Below are 16,236 nucleotides of genomic sequence, written 5' to 3' on the forward strand. Positions count from 1 at the left end.
CGCGGTGTCACCGCACTTCCCCGCTACAGGAGGCCACATGGCACGTCCCGCGACCAAGCAGAAATCCCAGCCCAGCATCGCTCGCAGCGAAGGCAAGTCGCAGCCGCTCAGTCGTGAGCGCATCGCTGCCGACATCGCCGCGTTCCGCAAGACCGGCGGCCGGATCGAAGTGCTTACCACCAACTTCGGCCCGGCACGTAACGACGGCGACAAGATCGCCTAAGCGTTACCCGCAAGCAGAAGCGTCGTACCAACGTGCCACCGCAAGGTGGCACGCTCGTTTGCGGTGCTGGTTGGCGCCGGCGATCAGTTGCCGTAATCGACGCGTACCGAACCGGAATGCGATTCCACCTTGATGTCGCCGTTGCCGGCCCCCAGCCGGGCTTTCAGGCGCTTGCCCGGGCCGTACTCCGGCCGCTCCACCTGCCCGGCCACCGAACGGATGTCGCCGCTGAACACCTCCACCTGCAGGGCAGCCGACACAGTGCGCGGCACGCCCAGGCTGATCGAGCCGCTGACGCTCTCGGCAGCGATGCTGCCGCCCGGCGCCAGACCGGTCACCGTCAGTGCCGTCCCGCCGGACACGCTCTCGGCGCGCAACTGCGACACCTGCCCCGCGCCAACCCGGATCTGGCCAGAGACGGACTCGACCGACACCACGCCGCTGGCGCCGGTTGGCGCATCGATCTGCCCGCTGACCGTGCCCAGGCTCAGCCGTGCGCTGGCCACCGTGCTGCGCAGCGCGCCGCTGACCGTTTCCAGGTGCGCTTCCCCGGCGCGTCCGGCTGCGACCACATCGCCGCTGACCGACTTGAGCTGCAACCGCGCCAGATCGACCTGATCGACATCCACCGAGGCACTCACCGCCTCCACCTCCAGCAGCGCCGCGCGCGGGACCCGCAGTTCCAGTTGGGCGCCCTTGCTGTTGCGGCCGTTGCGCGGATAGACCACCTCGAACTGCAGCCGGTCCGGGCTTTCATCCACCTGCAGGCGCTGTCCTTCGCCCAGGGTGCCGGTCAGCGCCACGTCGTCGCGGTCCCAGCCGCGCACGCGGATTTGCCCGGCGATGTTGTCCAGCTCCACGCGTCCGCCGCGCGTCAGCGGATGGGACTGCTTCACGGTGGTCTGCGCTGCCGCCGGCGCCGCGCAAAACGCGACCAGCAACAACACGGACAAATGGGCGTAACGCATGGGCATGCTCCTCAGCTTGGAAAGGACGCCTCGCCCTGTGAGGCAAGACGGGTCAGTTGCAGGCGCTTGGCATAGGTGCGTTGCAGCTGCGACAACAGGAATGCAGAGCGCGGACTCTGCGCGATGGCGGCGTGGATGGCCTGCGCGCTCTGGTCCAGCTCGGCCAGCGCCGGGCGCAGGTCGGCCGGCACCTGCTGCACCGGCACTGCGTCGATGGCCTGCTGGTACTGCCCGGCCATTGCCTGTGCCTGCACCACCAAGCCAGCAGGCCGCGCCGACGCTGGCGCTGGCGCCTGCGTCGAGCGATCGAGGCCTGGCACGATCGCCACCACCGCCAGCGCGGCAGCAAGCGCCACACCGAACGCAGGCCAGACCCAGGCACGCCGGCGGCGCGGCTGCAGTGCAACCACGGTGGCGTGCGGCGTCAGTGCGGGCGCGATGCGCTCCCAGACCTGCGCCGGTGGCTGGCGTTGCTGCGGCAACGCACGCAGACGCGCGGACAAGGCGGCGTCATCGGTTGCGTAAGGATCGAGCGGATCGTGGTTCATGCAATGTCTCCCAGCCGCACGCGCAGCAGGCCGCGCGCGCGATGCAGTTGCGCCTTGGAACTGCCGACCGCCATCTGCAGTTGGTCGGCAATTTCCTGATGTTTCCAGCCTTCGATGTCATGCAAGACCAATACCGCGCGTGCACGCGGCGGCAGGGTCTCCAGCGCGCGCTCCAGATCCATCCGGGTGGCCTGGCAGGCTGCGGCGCCCGGAATGGCAGCGAGGATCTCGCCGTCGGCATCGTCCACCACATGATCTCCCGCAACCGAGCGCGCACGCAGCTCCATCAAGGCCGTATTGACGGCCAGCCGGTGCAGCCAGGTGCCCAGTGCGCTCTGGAAACGAAATTGCGGCAAGGCCTTCCACGCGGCAATGAAGGTCTCCTGCAGCACATCGTCGGCACGCGCCGCATTGCCCCCGCATAACCGCCACACCACCGCATACAGGCGCGGCGCATGGCGGCGATAGATGGCCTCGTAGGCGGTGCGATCGCCGCCGGCGGCGGCACGCGCCAGCGCCGCATCGTCGCGGCCGGCCGGACCGTCACAAGCTGGGGCATCGATGATGGGCATGGAGGTGTCGAGCATATCCACTTCGATGCGTCAGGCAGCGCAAAGGTTTAAACCGTGCCCAGGGTGTCGTTCGAGCACGGCTCTAAACCTTTTCGCCGGCCGCCGCATCCAAGCCTGCGATGGCGCAATCCTGCGTCGCATCGCTTGCGGGGAGCACGGCCATTGGCTGCTCCAGGCGCAGGCACCCTGATCGGACGTTGCCATGCCGCATGTTCTGGGATTACTGCTGAGCCTGTGCTCCACCCATTGCCCGGCCCCGCTGCCGATCGATGCGGTGCAGCTCACACTGACTCCTGCGCGCCTGCAGGTCTGCCTGCTGCACTTGCCGTCGACACGACTGTCGTGCGTCGAGCTGAGCGCACCGGCAATCTGGTTTCCGGTCCGCCGCGCCGAGCAGCTCTGGCGGCACGTGGTCGCTTTGTCGGCGCATGGCCGGCGTTCTACGCCCTGACCGGTTGCAGCGCCAGCGCTGGGGTTTCTGCCGCTGCCGCCGCAGCCGAGCGCGCATTCACCCCGCGCACCGGCTGCACGATGACGCCCCCGTTACAATGGGTGTTCTCCATGACCCTGCACGATGTGATGTCCGCGTCCGACACATTGCCCGCGATGATCCGTAGTCTGTTGCCCCACTGGAATGCGCAATGGCTGGCCGTTGCAGTGCCGACGGTCAAGATCGTGCTGATTCTCGCCGTTGCTGCGCTGGCGCGCTTGCTGCTCCGGCAATTGCTCAGGCGCCTATGTGCCCGCTACAGCCTGCCCGCGGAAATGATGATCGGCATCCGCCGGGTTGGGAGTTTCGTCATTTCGATCAGCGCAGTGCTGATGGTGCTGCACGTGATCGGCGTCTCCAGCGGCACCTTGTGGACAGCGTTCACCGGATTCGCAGCGGTCGGTGCAGTTGCGTTCTTCGCGGCATGGAGCGTGCTGTCCAATATCTTCTGCACCTTCCTGATCATCACCACGCGCCCGTTCCGCCTGCACGACCACATCGAACTGCTGGAAGGCGGCGACAAGCCTGGTTTGAAGGGCCGGGTGATCGACATCAATGTGATTTACACGACATTGGAAGAGACTGGCGATCACGCCGGTAGCGTGTTGCAGGTTCCCAACAGCCTGTTCTTCCAGCGCACCACGCGTCGCTGGCGCGAGGCCAGCCACTTCAACGCCAACTGAGACCGACTGGCAAAACCCGGCGAGCAGTTGTCAGCTGGCTTGATCGGGGCCGGGACACTGATAGAGCCGAGCAATGGACGCGTCAGCCTGGCAGCAGACGCAGTCGTTTTGCCGGCTTCTCTGAAGACGCCCCGCGGCAGTCAACGCAGCTGGCTGTCCTTGCTACCACGACGGTTGTAGCCGCCTTGCGCCGCCTGCTCAAGGTCGTGCGCTTGCTGACAGTTCACGCACAGGTGCACGCCCGGCACCGCCTTACGGCGTGCCTCGGGGATGGGTGCATCGCACTCTTCGCAGTGCGTCAGGCTCGGGCCCCGATGCAGCTGGCTCCGTGCGCGCTTGACCGCATCCTCGACGGTTGCATCGATCTGGTCCTGTACCGCGCCATCACCTGCCCATCCGGTCGCCATGTTCGCCTCGGCTTGTCTGCTCAGAACCGGAATATGGGCATGCGCGCGGGCAAATCCAAGCCGGACGTGCACAGCGCGCTCAAATCGGGTGCTTTAGCATCCGCTCATTCGCACCCTTCGAGGAAGTCGCAATGGAACAACACGTCCACCCGTTCTCCGAATTATTCGCCCAGCTGGGCCTGCCGTCCGATGAGGTCAGCATCCGCAGTTTCATCGATGAACATTCTCCGCTGCCAGGCGACATGCGCCTGGAGGAAGCGCGGTTCTGGACGCCGGCACAGGCGCAGTTATTGCGTGAAGAGCGCCTCGACGATGCCGACTGGATCGTGACCATCGATCAACTCAATATTGCCCTGCACACCACCGCCGAGGATACCGGCGTCTGATCTGCGCAAAAACGCGGCGATCGCCCTGCGCTAGACCTCGCTTGCGGCCCGGATTGTCGGTGGGTCGGTTCCCCAGATTGCAGCAACAAAAAAAGAGGAGCGGCCAATGGCCGCTCCTTTGCACTTCGGGTGATGCGTCCGGCATGCGAACTGCACATCAACGCCATGCCTGGGGCATCAGGTCACCTTTTTGGCGATCGTCATGCCGAGTACGAACAGCACGATGGCGATGATGATGCCGGCCCAAAACAGGAACTTGGCAATTCCCATCGCAGCACCGGCCATGCCGCCAAACCCGAGCGCACCGGCAATCAGTCCGATGATGGCGAAAATAATGGCCCACTTGATCATGTTTGTTGTCTCCTCATCCGGCGCGGTGCCGTGTTCAGTCGTGTGCTTGCGCGGTCGTGCCGCAAAACATGCATTGCACGCTACTCACCCGGATGTGCCGCATTCGTGAATACACCTGACACACGATGTCATAGTCACGCCTGTAGATTCGCCAGCAGCGCCCGCATCGGTGATCATGCGTACCTTGCAGCAATCGATTGGCATGGACACTCTTCGCTATCTCGCCGGTTACCCGCCCGCCGTCCTGGATCAGGTGCGCGAGCTAATTGCGCAGGACAAACTCGCACTGGTGCTGGCGCGCCGCTATCCGGATCGCCACTGCATCCGCACCGATCGCCAGTTGTACGACTACGTCAAGGCCATGAAGGAGCGCTACATGCGCTCCTCGCCCACCCTGCACAAGGCGCTCTACGACAACCATCTGCAGGTGGTGAAGCATGCGCTGGGCACGCACACGGCGATCTCGCGCGTCCACGGCAGCCGACTCAAAGCCAGCCGCGAGATCCGCATTGCCGCGATCTTCCGCGATGCGCCCGAACCGTTCCTGCAGATGATCGTCGCCCACGAGCTGGCGCATCTGAAGGAGGCCGATCACAACAAGGCCTTCTACCAGCTGTGCAACCACATGAGCCCGGACTACCACCAACTGGAGTTCGACCTGCGCCTGTATCTGACCCACCTGGCGCTGTCCACGGACGCCTGATCGCGCACCGGCAAGCGGAGGCTGCACGTCAGCGTCAGCACCTGTCCGGGGGGGCGACCGGTCACCGTGTGGTACGACCGGGCTGCACTGATCCTCGGCAATGCTGTGCTCCACCCGGCCTTGGGTAACATCTGCGCCTGCCCGAGGTTGAGCGCGACAGCGTTGGCGGCGTCTCCTAGAATGCGGCCATGCAGGCACCATCCCTCCAGCAGCTCGCCCACGCCGCGCAGAGTGCGCAACCTGCGGCAATGACGGCATTGGGACATGCGTTGGTGCGCGCAGGGCAGACCGAGCAGGCCCTGGACTGGTACACGCGTAGTGCAGCCGCAGGCGATGCCAGCGCGCAGATCGAAGCCGGCCGCATGCTGGCCTACGGTGTCGGTTGCGAGGTCGACGTGGCCCAGGCGCTGGAACACTGGCAACACGCCGAACGCCAGAATGTCGCGTCAGCGCGCTATCTGTTGGCGACCCTGGCCATCACCGACGACCGGTTGACGCTGGACACGCAGGCGGAATCCCGCTTGCACGCAGCGGCCGCAGTCGACTACCCGCCCGCGCTGCGCGCGCTGGCTATCCAGCACGGCCGGATCGACCACCCCGCGCAGCAACGCAGCTGCGTTGCCTTGCTGGAACGCGCCGCCGCAGCCGGCGATGCACTGGCTGCGGCGCTGCTGGCCGAACGCCTGCTGCGTGGCGAAGGCGTCCCGCCGCAACCCGAGGCTGCGGCGCAGCTGCTGCGGCAACTGCAACCGCTGGGTATTGCCGCGCCGCCCGCCGTGCGGATCACGCCACCGGATCCGGTCGGCAACGACCAGCGCATCGGTTTCGCTGCCCGACATGTCGCGACGCGCCGCCACGACGCGCCCGTGATCGAAGAAGTCTGCGGCGTGCTGTCTGCCGACGAGTGCCGCTTGTTGATGCTGCTGGCGCGGCCGCACCTGCGCGCCTCCGAGGTGGTCGACGCCGACGATGCGAGCACGCGCCGTGCGCCGATCCGCACCAGTCGCGGCGCCACGCTGGATCCCATCCTCGAGGACTTCGCCGCACGTGCGGCACAGGCGCGTGTAGCGGCCTGCGCGCAGCTGCCGCTGACCCATGCCGAAGCGCTGTCGGTCCTGTGCTACGCGCCGGGTGAGCAGTACCGCGCGCATCGCGACTATCTGCCGCCCGGCACGATCGCCGCCGACCGTCCCACTGCCGGCAATCGTCTGCGCACCGCTTGCGTCTACCTCAACGACGTCGACGCAGGGGGCGACACCGACTTTCCGGTCGCGGGCGTGCGCGTGTGTCCACGTGCCGGGTCGGTGGTGTGCTTCGACAATCTGCATGCCGACGGCCGCCCCGATCCCGACTCGCTGCACGCCGGCCTGCCGGTCAGCGCAGGGAGCAAATGGTTGGGAACCCTGTGGTTTCGGCAGCGGCGCTATCGGCATTGGTGAACAGATTCATACACCAGCCCCCGTCGACGTGGTTTAAAATGTTGCGGCGCGACGTGATCGGACAGGGTCTGCAAACGTCGCGTTTTTTGTTTCCCATTGCACGGGTTCCGGCCCGGCCTCAGGGAAGGCACATCACGCAGCCCCGCGGAGCCTTCGATGCTTTTCGAAACCCTCGACACCACCGGCCACGAGCAGGTGATCTTCTGTCACAACCGCGACGCCGGCCTGAAAGCGATCATCGCGCTGCACAGCACCCGGCTCGGGCCCGCGTTGGGTGGCGTGCGCATGCGCCCCTATCCCAATAGCGAGGCGGCGCTCAACGATGCGCTGCGGCTCAGCCGCACCATGACCTACAAGAACGCGTTGGCGGGATTGAATGTCGGCGGCGGCAAGGCGGTGATCATCGGCGACCCCAGGAGCGACAAGAGCGAGGCGCTGTTTCGCGCATTCGGCCGTTTTGTCGACACCCTTGGCGGGCGCTACATCACCTCCGAAGACGTCGGCACCGATGTCAGCGACATGGAACAGATCTATCTGGAGAGCGAGTACGTCACCGGCGTCCACCAGGTGCATCGCGGCTCCGGCGACCCGGCCCCATTCACCGCCTACGGTGCGTTGCAGGCGTTGATGGCTTCGCTCAATCGCAGGCTCGGCCACGAGGAAGTCGGCAAGGCCAGCATCGCGATCCAGGGCCTGGGCCATATCGGCATGGAGCTGGTGAAACTGCTCAAGGAGCGCGGCGCCAAACTCTATGTGGCCGATCTGAACCCGGCACTGGTGGACCGCGCGGTGGCCGAATACGGTGCAGAAGGGGTCGGCATCGAGGAGATTTATGAAGTGCCGGCCGATGTGTTCGCACCCTGCGCGCTGGAAGGGGCGATCAACGAAGACACGCTGCCGCGGCTGAAGGCCAAGATCATCTGCGGCACCGCCAACAACCAGCTTGCCAGCGCCGCCATCGGCGAAGAGTTGCACAAGCGCGGCATCCTGTATGCGCCCGATTACGTGGTCAATGCCGGTGGCGTGATGAATGTGTCGCTGGAGATCGACGGCTACAACCGCGAACGTGCGATGCGCTTGATCCGCAGCATCTATCACAACCTGGAAAAGGTATTCGACCTGTCCACCCGGCTGGGGGTAGCGCCGCAGCAGGCGGCCGACCAGATTGCCGAGGCGCGTATCGAGGCCATCAGCAAGCTCAAACTGCCGCTGGGCCGCACCGCACCGCGCTTTCTGCACAAGCTGCGCGGCGAGTGACCCACCTGTCCAGGCACGCTGCCCGGACAGGTGACCTACCGATCCACACGACCGCTCACCCAGGCCACGCGCCGATCAGAAATCGGCGCTGTAGCGCAGGCTCAGCGCGCGATCGTCGCCGCGCTCGCCCACCCGTTGGTCGTAGCCGAAGCGCAACTGGCTCTGCGGCCCCAACGGCGCGGCCGCGGTGATGCCGAACAGACCACCCGAGCGCGCCGGCTGCATGCCGCGCAACGGCGCCCAGGCGTCTACGCCGATGAAGCTGGCATCCAGCGTCAGGCCGTCGCTGCGCAACGCCTGCTGCCATTCGGCATAACCGCCGAGCTGCACGCCGCGCCAGCGATAGGACGAACGCAGGCCGGCCAGCACCTGGGTGCGCGAGGAGCTGCTGGCATCGGCGCGCAAGCCGAAGCCGTCGCCACCGCTTTCACGGAATCCCTCGCTGCGCAGACGCACATAATCCAGCCCCATGTAGGGCGTCAGGCTGGCGCGCGCGCCGCCCAGGCGGTACCCGGTTTCCAGGTTGCCGCTGAGGTAACTGCCGCTGTAGTCGCTGAAGGCACTGCTACGGTCTTGGCCCAACTGCAGGCTGCGCTCGATCTGCCGGTTGACGTTGCCGAACCCCAACTGGCTCAGCGTGTACGCCGACCCCAGCGTGGTGCCCCAGTACAGCTGCCCCTGCACCTGCCGATCGCGCCCGCGTGCACCGTCCAGATCGCCCAGGCTGTTGGAGCGCGTTTCACCGAAGGCAAAGCCGGTGACTGCGCCCGATGCCAGGCGCAGGTCGTTGCCCATCATCCAGCCGGAGGTGGCGAATCCTGCGGTGGTCACGCCACCCTCGCCCGGCCCGCCCAGCGCACGCTGCCAGACGCCCAGCATGCGCGGCTGCTGCGACACCCCATCGAAATGCGAGGCCAACGCACGCCTGCCCAGATCGATGGTGTCGAAGGTCATCGCTGCCGACTCGGCATGCGCACGCCCGGACAGACTGCGCAGCGAAGCGGCGGCAGCCTTGGCATCCGGCGACTGCTGCAACGCCGCTGCGGCGCGGATAAACCCGCTGCTGATGCCGCCAGCGCCCTGCAGTTGCTGCGCATCCACCTGCTGGAACGCTTGTTCGACACGGATTGCCGAATCCATCGCCGCCGTGCCGGTCATGCCAAGCGTGGCGGCAACGGCGGTGGCATTCAAGCTGCGCACGGCAAGGTACGCCGTATTGCTGTCGTACGTCAGCGAGGCATCCAGAAAGGTCACGGTCGCGCCGCGGCTGAGCGTGTCGAACGTGCCCTGCAATCCACTGCTGGCCTGCAACAGCGTGTAGGTGGCGTTGTCGACCACGTAATCGCGGCGGCCGAGTACTTGCAGATCGCCGGCAATCGTCGCGGTCCCGGTCACGTTCACCCGGTCGCCCACGTTCAACGCAAGGCGACCGTTGCTGGCCTGGGTGTAATTGCCCATGATCGACAGCGTCGCACTGTTGACCTGCAGCGTGCCGGCGTTATCGACGCGTCCGCCGATCCTGCCCGCGCCGATCAGCGTTGCACCATTGGCGATGCCAACGCGCGCACTCTGCAGACTGGCCGTCTGCAAGGTGCCGCCCAGCACCTGGGTGTCGCCGTTGAACGTATTGGCGCCACTGCTCAACACCAGCGTGCCGGTGCCGCGTTTGGTCAGGCCACCGGTGCCACTGATGTTGTTGGCCCAGGTGGAACGCAAGGTGTTGACGGTGACATCGACCGTGCCCCAGTCAAAACGTGCCGGCCCCAGCACCGCCTTGCCGACATTGAGCAGGCCGTAGCCGAAGGTCGGGTCGACGCCGGCCGCGCCCAGATCGGTGGCCGTTCCCAGTAGCGTCTGTCGCACCAGGTCGTTGTTGAAGTACGGAAACGCCTGCCACACCAGCGCAGCCGCACCGGAGACCAACGGCGCCGCAAACGAGGTGCCGCTACCGTAGAAGTAGCGGATATTGCTGGCGGTTGCATCCGGGTCGAGGAACATCGAAGTGCCCGGCGCCACCAAACAGTAGCGCATCGCCACGCCACAGGCATTGGAGTACGACGCCAGTTGCGTCGGATTGGCGGTATCCAGCGCAGCGACGACCAGCCAGCCGCGCTCCAGATCGGCGGCCGGCAGCGTGCCATTCGGGCCCAGTTGGCTGGGCAGCGCAGCGGTGTCGGACGGTTGCGATCCGGATTCGTTACCCGAAGCAAACACCACCAACCCATCGTTGCCGATGACGAACGGCCGGTATTCCTGCGCGATCTGATTGGTGACGGCCGGGTCGTTCCAATACAGCCCGCCCCAGGAATTGTTCATGATGCGCACGCCTGCGCTGATCAGATCGGCATGCACCGGACCCAGGCCAAGCGGGCCGTCGACCTCGTTGCCTTCGCCGCTGCCGTCATCGTCCGGTGCTTCATCGCTGATGATGCGTGCCGACACCAGGCCGGCGCCACTGGCGATGCCGCCCGGCCACTGGCCCACCGCGCGCCCGGCTGCCAGTTGCGCGACCACCGTGCCGTGGCCCACGACATCGCCTGCGGCGACATTGTTCGTGCGCGGATCCACATAGATGAAGCTGTTACTGACCCGTCCCTGCAAGGCCGGATGATTGGTATTGATGCCGGTATCGATCACGCCGATGCGATAGCCCGCACCGGTGAACCCCAGCGCCTGCGCAGCGCGTGCGTTGGTCAGCGTCAAATGCGCGTCGAATGCAGGTTCCGGCGTCGTCGGCGGTGCGACCACCGGCGGAGGCGGCGGCGGTGAAGTGGGCGGCGGTGGTGGCGGTGGCGACGTCGGTGGCGGCGCGGTCGGTGTACTCGGACGAATACCACCGCCCCCACCACCGCCGCCACACGCGGTCAATGCCACGGCCAACGCCGAGGCCAGGACAGTCCTGGCGACGTCTGTCTTCTTCATCTGATTGTTCTCCCCGAACCCATTCCATGGATAGGGCCCAAGCTCGGGCCCGAACGCCGTCTTTATACTGCATCCTCACACAACTGTCGCAGTCGATTGCGTAGCGGATGGCGCAACACCGGCGCGTGCTGGCGCGAACCCACCATGAGGCAGATAATCGTTTCACTTTAAACGGTATCTCCCCTATGTCCGACATCGTCATCGTTGCTGCCAAACGCACTGCCATCGGCTCGTTTCTTGGTCAATTCAACGGTGTGCCGGCGCCGACGCTCGCCGCTGCAGCGATCCGCGGCGCGCTGGCGCAGTCCGGCGTCGCGCCGGCCGACATTTCGGAAGTCATCGTTGGCTGCGTCCTGCCGGCCAACCTGGGCCAGGCGCCTGCACGGCAGGCCGCCATCGCCGCCGGTATTCCTACCTCGACCGGCGCCACCACCATCAACAAGGTATGCGGCTCGGGCATGAAGGCGATCATGTTCGGGCACGACCTGATCAAGGCCGGTTCGGCCAGCATCGTGGTCGCTGGCGGCATGGAGTCGATGAGCAATGCACCGCATCTGCTACCCAATTCGCGCACCGGCAACCGCTACGGCAACTTCCAGGCGGTCGACCACATGGCCTGGGATGGTCTGACCAATCCCTACGACGGCCAGGCGATGGGCGTGTTCGGCGAGGCCACTGCCGAGAAGTTCGGTTTCAGCCGCGCCGATCAGGATGCGTTTGCGATCGCCTCGGTCGAACGTGCGCAGGCTGCGCAGCGCAGCGGTGCGTTCGCCGATGAAATCGTTCCGGTCGCGGTGGCCACGCGCAAGGGCGAGGTGGTCGTCGACAGCGACGAGCAGCCCGGTAAATCAGACATCGCCAAGATCCCGACCCTGAAGCCGGCGTTCAAGAAGGACGGCAGCGTCACCGCCGCCAGTTCGTCGAGCATCTCCGATGGCGCGGCGATCACCGTGCTCATGCGCGCAGACGAGGCGCAACGTCGTGGCATCGCACCATTGGCGCGCATCGTGGGCCATGTCACCCATTCGCAGGAACCTGAGTGGTTCACCACCGCGCCGGTCGCTGCGATCCAGACGTTGATCGGCAAGGTCGGCTGGCAATTGGACGAAGTGGACCTGTTTGAAATCAACGAAGCATTCGCGGTGGTGGCAATGACGCCGATCGCCGAGCCGGGCATTTCCCACGCGAAGGTCAACGTCAACGGCGGCGCTTGCGCATTGGGGCATCCGATCGGCGCTTCTGGCGCCCGCCTGGTGGTGACATTGGTGAATGCGTTGCGCATGCGCGGTGGCAAGCGCGGAATTGCGACTCTGTGCATCGGCGGCGGCGAGGCGACCGCCATCGCTATCGAATTGATTTAATTGTTTTTAACGGCGATTTTGCAAAACTGAATGCGCGCACGCTTGACACTGGTCTTTGGACCGTCATCATGTCGGGGGCGCGCAATAGCGCGTTGCCTAATCTAACGACGAGGATTGAAACAATGACCATTAACAAGCTGCTGATCGCAATGGCTCTGGGCCTGGCCCTGACCGCTTGCTCGAAGCCGGAACAGGCTCAGGACGCTGCTTCTTCGGCTAACGAAGCTGCTGCCGACGCTCAGACCGCTGCTGACCAGGCTGCTGCCTCGGGCTCGCAGTCGGCTGACGCCGCTCAGTCTGCTGCCAACACCGCTGCTGCTTCGGCTGACACCGCTGCTGACGCTGCCCAGGCTGCTTCCGGCGCTGCCACCGACGCTGCTGCCGAGCAGGCTGCCGACGCTGCCAAGACGGCTGAAGACACCGCCGAAGCCGCTAAGGACACCGCCGAAGAAGCCAAGAAGTAATCACTTCTTAGCTCCAAGCGAGTTCGGAAAAAGCCGCTGGTCTCCAGCGGCTTTTTCTTTGCCTGCGATTTACCGGTGATGGGCTGCGTCGCCGGCCAGCCGTCGAACCCGTGCCGTGTCAGGACATGTACAACGCATGCCGCCAACTGGCTGAACGGACAACAGCACATTGACGCCGGCTGCATCCGGCCCTGCATAAGCTCCGCCTTCCAACACCGGAACAGGAACAGGACCACCCATGAAGACGATCCGCATGCTGTCGTTGAGCGCCATCGCCACTTTCACTCTCGCCGCTTGCCAAGGCCCCGACGCTGAGCAGGCGCAACGCGACGCCGCCTCCGCTGCCAAGCATGCGGCGGCGGCGACCGAACAAGCCGCCGATCGCGCCGCCGTGCAGGCCAAGGCCGCCACAGCCGATGCACGCGTGGCAGCACGCGAACTGGCCGCCGACGCGAGCCGCGCAACCGCCAATGCCGCGGACGCCACCGCAGACAAGACCCGCGAGATGGCTAACAAGGCCGAGCAGAACGCCGACAAGCACGACGCTGAACATCCGCAGCGCTGATCGACCGCGTGACCGTGTCGACACTTTGCAGACGCGCCGGCCACTTTGCGCCGGCGCGTTCGCTTCCTGCCACCGGCGACCTCGTGTTGTCCATGCTGGCACGCTAGCATCCGCCCATGCCTGCCTCCTTTACCGTGCGCCGCCGCAACCAGCTGGCGCTGGTCTTTTCCGCGCTGGTCTTCATTGCCATCGGCGCCGGCATCTTCGTCGGCGCACGCCGCTCGCTGGCCGATGCTGCCTGGGTGTCCCATACGCATGAAGTGATCGGCCGGATCGATGAGATCCAGGCGCGCGTGCTGGACGCCGAATCGGCGCAGCGCGGTTTTCTGCTGACCGGCAACGATGCCTATCTGCTGGACTATCAGGCCAGCGTCGAGCGCCTGCCAATCCTGCTCGGCAACCTGCGTCGCCTGATTGCCGACAACCCCGCTCAGGTGCAGAACCTGGATACCTTGCGGCGGTTGGTGGAGATGCGACTGCAGCAGATCCAGCACGTGCTCGACGTATACGTGCAGGACGGTCTGGAGCCCGCGCGTGCCGGCATCCGGCAGAGCGCCTTCCGCACCACCAGTGCGATCCGCGAGCAAGCGCTGACCATGGTGCAACGCGAGCAGGAATTGTTGGTGCAACGTGCAGAAAGCAGCCGGCGCAGTGCGGCCTTGTTGCTGGCGCTGGCACTGGCCGGCATCCCGTTCGGACTGGCGGTGGTCGGCACCGTCTATGCCTTGCTGATGCGCGAACTGCGGCATCGCTCGCAGGCCGAGAAACTGGCAGCGCAGGCCATTGGCGAGTTGGGCGACAGCGTCGTCGCGCTGCAACGCAGTACTGCCGATCTCAACCTGCTCAGCCGCTATACCGGCTTGCTGCAAAGCTGCATCAGCGCAGAAGAGGCGCTGGTGGTGACCAGCCGCACCTTGGCCAGCCTGCTGCCGGGCGTTTCCGGAAGCGTGTATCTGCTGCGCTCCTCACAGGATCGCGCTGAGGCGATCAGTCACTGGGGCGAGCCGCTGGTGCACAGTGCGCCGCATCTTCTGCCTGAACAGTGCTGGGCGCTGCGCCGTGGCCAACCGCACATCATCGACGACCTGAGCCGGGACGCACCGTGTGCGCATATCGGCGCGCCTAAGCACGACACCTGCGTCACCACCGCATGCCTGCCGATGTCCGCGCAAGGCACCCAACTCGGATTCCTGTTCTTGTCTTCGACGGGTCCGGGGCCGATGCCACGTCTGGAGATCGCCGAGGCGGCCGCCGAACAGCTGTCGCTGGCACTGAGCAATCTGCGCCTGCGCGAATCGCTGCGCAGGCAGTCGATTCGCGACCCACTGACCGGGTTGTACAACCGCCGCTATCTGGAAGAATCGCTCAGCCACGAACTGGCGCGTTGCGCACGCCGTGGCCTGCCGTTGTCGGTGCTGATGCTGGACGTGGACCACTTCAAGCAATTCAACGACAGCCAGGGGCATGCCGGCGGCGATCTGCTGCTGGCGGCGCTGGGCGAGTTGCTGCTGACCCGGCTGCGTGCCGAAGACGTCGCCTGCCGCTACGGAGGCGAAGAGTTCACGGTCATTCTTCCCGAGGCCGATGGCGTCCAGGCACTGCGTGTGGCCGAGGACATTCGCGGCTATATCGCGGCCCTGGCAGTCAGCGACGGCCTGCGCTCGTTGCCGCGGGTGACGGCCTCAATCGGCGTGGCCAGCTTTCCGGCCGATGGTGAGTTGGCTGCGAGCCTGCTCCAGAAAGCCGATGCGGCCTTGTATGTCGCCAAGCATGGCGGCCGCAACCGGGTCGAGCGGCATGGCGCTGCCACGCACGCGCCGGACTGAGCAGGCGCGCCATCGACGTCGGTTTGCGTAATCGGTCACACAAAAGATCGGTTCACGCGGCGATAGTCGGTTTTGACCCCCCAGCGAGGCAGTCCGATGTCGATGTGGCGCGATCAAGCTCCCAACAAGAAAGACGGCGTTCCCGCAGCGCCTGAGGTCCCGGCTGCCGATGGGCGGCTGTTTACTGCCGAGGCCAGCCCGACGCCGCCAGTCCCTGCAGCCGCGCCACCAAGCGCAACGCCCGCCGCGGCCACACCGCAGCGGCATAGCGAGGCCAAGGAATCGCTGATTGCCGCCGACATCAGCATCGAAGGCAAGATCGAGGGCGCCGGCCACGTGCGTCTGGCCGGTCGCTTCAAGGGCGATGTCAACGTCAAGGGCGATCTCACCATCGAGCGCGGCGCCAAGCTCAACGGCGGGGTGCGCGCCAACACGGTGATCATTGCCGGAGAGCTGGAGGGCAATATCGAATCGGCCGCGCAGGTGGAGCTGCAGACCTCCGGCGTGCTGGTCGGCGACGTCAAGGCCGGCAGCCTGACCGTGGCCTCGGGGGCGCGCATGCGCGGCCAGGCCGATTTCGGCTGGGGCGAGGACACCGGCAAACCGGTCGGTGCAGCCAAGCCGGTCGTCAGCGGAGACAACGACGCCACATGAGTGCGCCCCGCCCGGGCACGCCCGGTGCCACGCGCAGCTGCCCGCACTGCAAGGCGACGATTCTGGAAAGCGCCAGCGTCTGCCCTGCGTGCAGGCATCACCTGCGCCTCGACTCGGCCGCGGCGCAGCACGCACAGCCGGCACCGATCGTGCCGCTCAAGGTCGATGGCACCATTCGCCATCCTGCCGATGGCGATCCATGGGAATACACCGTGGTGGTGGTGGTGCGTAACGGCAAGGGCGAAGAGATTCGGCGCCAGATCGTGGATGTCGGCGCGATGCAGCGCGGCGAAGAACGCGGCTTTACGCTGGCGGTGGAGGCGACAGCGGTGCGTGTGCCTGGGCGGCGGTCGCGGCATTAGGGTGCTGGGATTGGGGATTGGGGATTGGGGATTGTGAATCGGGAATCGGGAATCG

The 16,236-nt window shown here is 65.9% G+C and carries 19 protein-coding genes; 13 read left to right on the forward strand and 6 right to left on the reverse strand.

Annotation, left to right across the window (positions count from 1 at the left end; translation table 11 throughout):
* Positions 1 to 37: 37 nt before the first annotated feature.
* Positions 38 to 223 carry a hypothetical protein gene (locus XarjCFBP7645_RS14975; RefSeq protein WP_010366034.1) on the forward strand — a complete coding sequence of 62 codons (186 nt, stop codon included), beginning with the start codon at positions 38 to 40 and terminating at the stop codon, positions 221 to 223.
* Between the two features lie 83 nt (positions 224 to 306).
* On the opposite strand, the gene XarjCFBP7645_RS14980 is transcribed toward XarjCFBP7645_RS14975, so the two are convergent.
* The 3 genes from XarjCFBP7645_RS14980 to XarjCFBP7645_RS14990 are packed head-to-tail and all read right to left on the reverse strand — an operon-like array spanning position 307 to position 2,326.
* On the reverse strand, positions 307 to 1,191 hold the full coding sequence (locus XarjCFBP7645_RS14980; protein WP_104538164.1) for a DUF4097 family beta strand repeat-containing protein: 885 nt from the start codon (positions 1,189 to 1,191) through the stop codon (positions 307 to 309).
* Positions 1,192 to 1,202: 11 nt separating this feature from the next.
* The gene (locus XarjCFBP7645_RS14985) at positions 1,203 to 1,739 is read right to left on the reverse strand and encodes a hypothetical protein (RefSeq protein WP_104538165.1); all 537 of its coding nucleotides are present in this window, start codon (positions 1,737 to 1,739) and stop codon (positions 1,203 to 1,205) included.
* Positions 1,736 to 2,326 carry an RNA polymerase sigma factor gene (locus tag XarjCFBP7645_RS14990; RefSeq protein WP_104538166.1) on the reverse strand — a complete coding sequence of 197 codons (591 nt, stop codon included), beginning with the start codon at positions 2,324 to 2,326 and terminating at the stop codon, positions 1,736 to 1,738. The genes XarjCFBP7645_RS14985 and XarjCFBP7645_RS14990 overlap by 4 nt, the downstream gene beginning before the upstream one ends.
* A gap of 187 nt (positions 2,327 to 2,513) precedes the next feature.
* Here XarjCFBP7645_RS14990 and XarjCFBP7645_RS14995 point away from each other — a divergent pair, with 187 nt between their 5' ends.
* Positions 2,514 to 2,762 carry a hypothetical protein gene (locus tag XarjCFBP7645_RS14995; RefSeq protein WP_104538167.1) on the forward strand — a complete coding sequence of 83 codons (249 nt, stop codon included), beginning with the start codon at positions 2,514 to 2,516 and terminating at the stop codon, positions 2,760 to 2,762.
* A 128-nt stretch (positions 2,763 to 2,890) separates the two neighbouring features.
* Positions 2,891 to 3,484 carry a mechanosensitive ion channel domain-containing protein gene (locus tag XarjCFBP7645_RS15000; RefSeq protein WP_046345878.1) on the forward strand — a complete coding sequence of 198 codons (594 nt, stop codon included), beginning with the start codon at positions 2,891 to 2,893 and terminating at the stop codon, positions 3,482 to 3,484.
* Between the two features lie 140 nt (positions 3,485 to 3,624).
* Here XarjCFBP7645_RS15000 and XarjCFBP7645_RS15005 read toward each other — a convergent pair whose 3' ends face one another.
* Positions 3,625 to 3,891, reverse strand: coding sequence for a DksA/TraR family C4-type zinc finger protein (locus XarjCFBP7645_RS15005; protein ID WP_104538168.1), 267 nt, complete (start codon positions 3,889 to 3,891; stop codon positions 3,625 to 3,627).
* 131 nt (positions 3,892 to 4,022) lie between these two features.
* Between XarjCFBP7645_RS15005 and XarjCFBP7645_RS15010 the strand changes: the two genes are divergently transcribed.
* The gene (locus tag XarjCFBP7645_RS15010) at positions 4,023 to 4,277 is read left to right on the forward strand and encodes a DUF2789 domain-containing protein (protein WP_104538169.1); all 255 of its coding nucleotides are present in this window, start codon (positions 4,023 to 4,025) and stop codon (positions 4,275 to 4,277) included.
* Positions 4,278 to 4,454: 177 nt separating this feature from the next.
* Here the strand turns inward: XarjCFBP7645_RS15010 and XarjCFBP7645_RS15015 are convergent, their stop codons facing one another.
* A complete protein-coding gene (locus XarjCFBP7645_RS15015) occupies positions 4,455 to 4,628 on the reverse strand; it encodes a DUF1328 domain-containing protein (RefSeq protein WP_003489471.1) in 174 nt (57 codons plus the stop codon).
* A gap of 175 nt (positions 4,629 to 4,803) precedes the next feature.
* On the opposite strand from XarjCFBP7645_RS15015, the gene XarjCFBP7645_RS15020 reads away from it, so the two are divergent.
* The 3 genes from XarjCFBP7645_RS15020 (at position 4,804) to XarjCFBP7645_RS15030 (ending at position 8,027) form a co-directional block, all read left to right on the forward strand.
* Complete coding sequence (locus XarjCFBP7645_RS15020) at positions 4,804 to 5,331, forward strand: M48 family metallopeptidase (protein ID WP_104538170.1); 528 nt, start codon at positions 4,804 to 4,806, stop codon at positions 5,329 to 5,331.
* A 188-nt stretch (positions 5,332 to 5,519) separates the two neighbouring features.
* Positions 5,520 to 6,770, forward strand: a complete 1,251-nt coding sequence (locus XarjCFBP7645_RS15025) for a 2OG-Fe(II) oxygenase (RefSeq protein ID WP_104538171.1) — start codon at positions 5,520 to 5,522, stop codon at positions 6,768 to 6,770.
* A 156-nt stretch (positions 6,771 to 6,926) separates the two neighbouring features.
* Complete coding sequence (locus tag XarjCFBP7645_RS15030; protein ID WP_104538172.1) at positions 6,927 to 8,027, forward strand: Glu/Leu/Phe/Val dehydrogenase dimerization domain-containing protein; 1,101 nt, start codon at positions 6,927 to 6,929, stop codon at positions 8,025 to 8,027.
* Between the two features lie 75 nt (positions 8,028 to 8,102).
* Here the strand turns inward: XarjCFBP7645_RS15030 and XarjCFBP7645_RS15035 are convergent, their stop codons facing one another.
* Entirely contained in the window at positions 8,103 to 10,949 is a 2,847-nt protein-coding gene (locus XarjCFBP7645_RS15035; protein ID WP_104538173.1) for an autotransporter serine protease, read from the reverse strand.
* Between the two features lie 185 nt (positions 10,950 to 11,134).
* On the opposite strand from XarjCFBP7645_RS15035, the gene XarjCFBP7645_RS15040 reads away from it, so the two are divergent.
* From XarjCFBP7645_RS15040 to XarjCFBP7645_RS15065, 6 genes are all read left to right on the forward strand, one after another.
* Positions 11,135 to 12,310 carry a thiolase family protein gene (locus tag XarjCFBP7645_RS15040; RefSeq protein WP_104538174.1) on the forward strand — a complete coding sequence of 392 codons (1,176 nt, stop codon included), beginning with the start codon at positions 11,135 to 11,137 and terminating at the stop codon, positions 12,308 to 12,310.
* A gap of 122 nt (positions 12,311 to 12,432) precedes the next feature.
* On the forward strand, positions 12,433 to 12,774 hold the full coding sequence (locus XarjCFBP7645_RS15045) for a hypothetical protein (RefSeq protein WP_104538175.1): 342 nt from the start codon (positions 12,433 to 12,435) through the stop codon (positions 12,772 to 12,774).
* A gap of 238 nt (positions 12,775 to 13,012) precedes the next feature.
* Positions 13,013 to 13,339, forward strand: a complete 327-nt coding sequence (locus XarjCFBP7645_RS15050; protein ID WP_104538176.1) for a hypothetical protein — start codon at positions 13,013 to 13,015, stop codon at positions 13,337 to 13,339.
* A 116-nt stretch (positions 13,340 to 13,455) separates the two neighbouring features.
* Positions 13,456 to 15,165, forward strand: a complete 1,710-nt coding sequence (locus tag XarjCFBP7645_RS15055) for a diguanylate cyclase (RefSeq protein ID WP_104538177.1) — start codon at positions 13,456 to 13,458, stop codon at positions 15,163 to 15,165.
* Positions 15,166 to 15,261: 96 nt separating this feature from the next.
* Positions 15,262 to 15,819, forward strand: a complete 558-nt coding sequence (locus tag XarjCFBP7645_RS15060) for a bactofilin family protein (protein ID WP_104538178.1) — start codon at positions 15,262 to 15,264, stop codon at positions 15,817 to 15,819.
* Positions 15,816 to 16,181, forward strand: coding sequence for a hypothetical protein (locus XarjCFBP7645_RS15065; RefSeq protein WP_104538179.1), 366 nt, complete (start codon positions 15,816 to 15,818; stop codon positions 16,179 to 16,181). The genes XarjCFBP7645_RS15060 and XarjCFBP7645_RS15065 overlap by 4 nt, the downstream gene beginning before the upstream one ends.
* The last annotated feature ends 55 nt before the right edge of the window (positions 16,182 to 16,236 follow it).

The sequence above is a fragment of the Xanthomonas arboricola genome, assembly GCF_002940665.1.
Lineage (GTDB): Bacteria > Pseudomonadota > Gammaproteobacteria > Xanthomonadales > Xanthomonadaceae > Xanthomonas > Xanthomonas arboricola_B.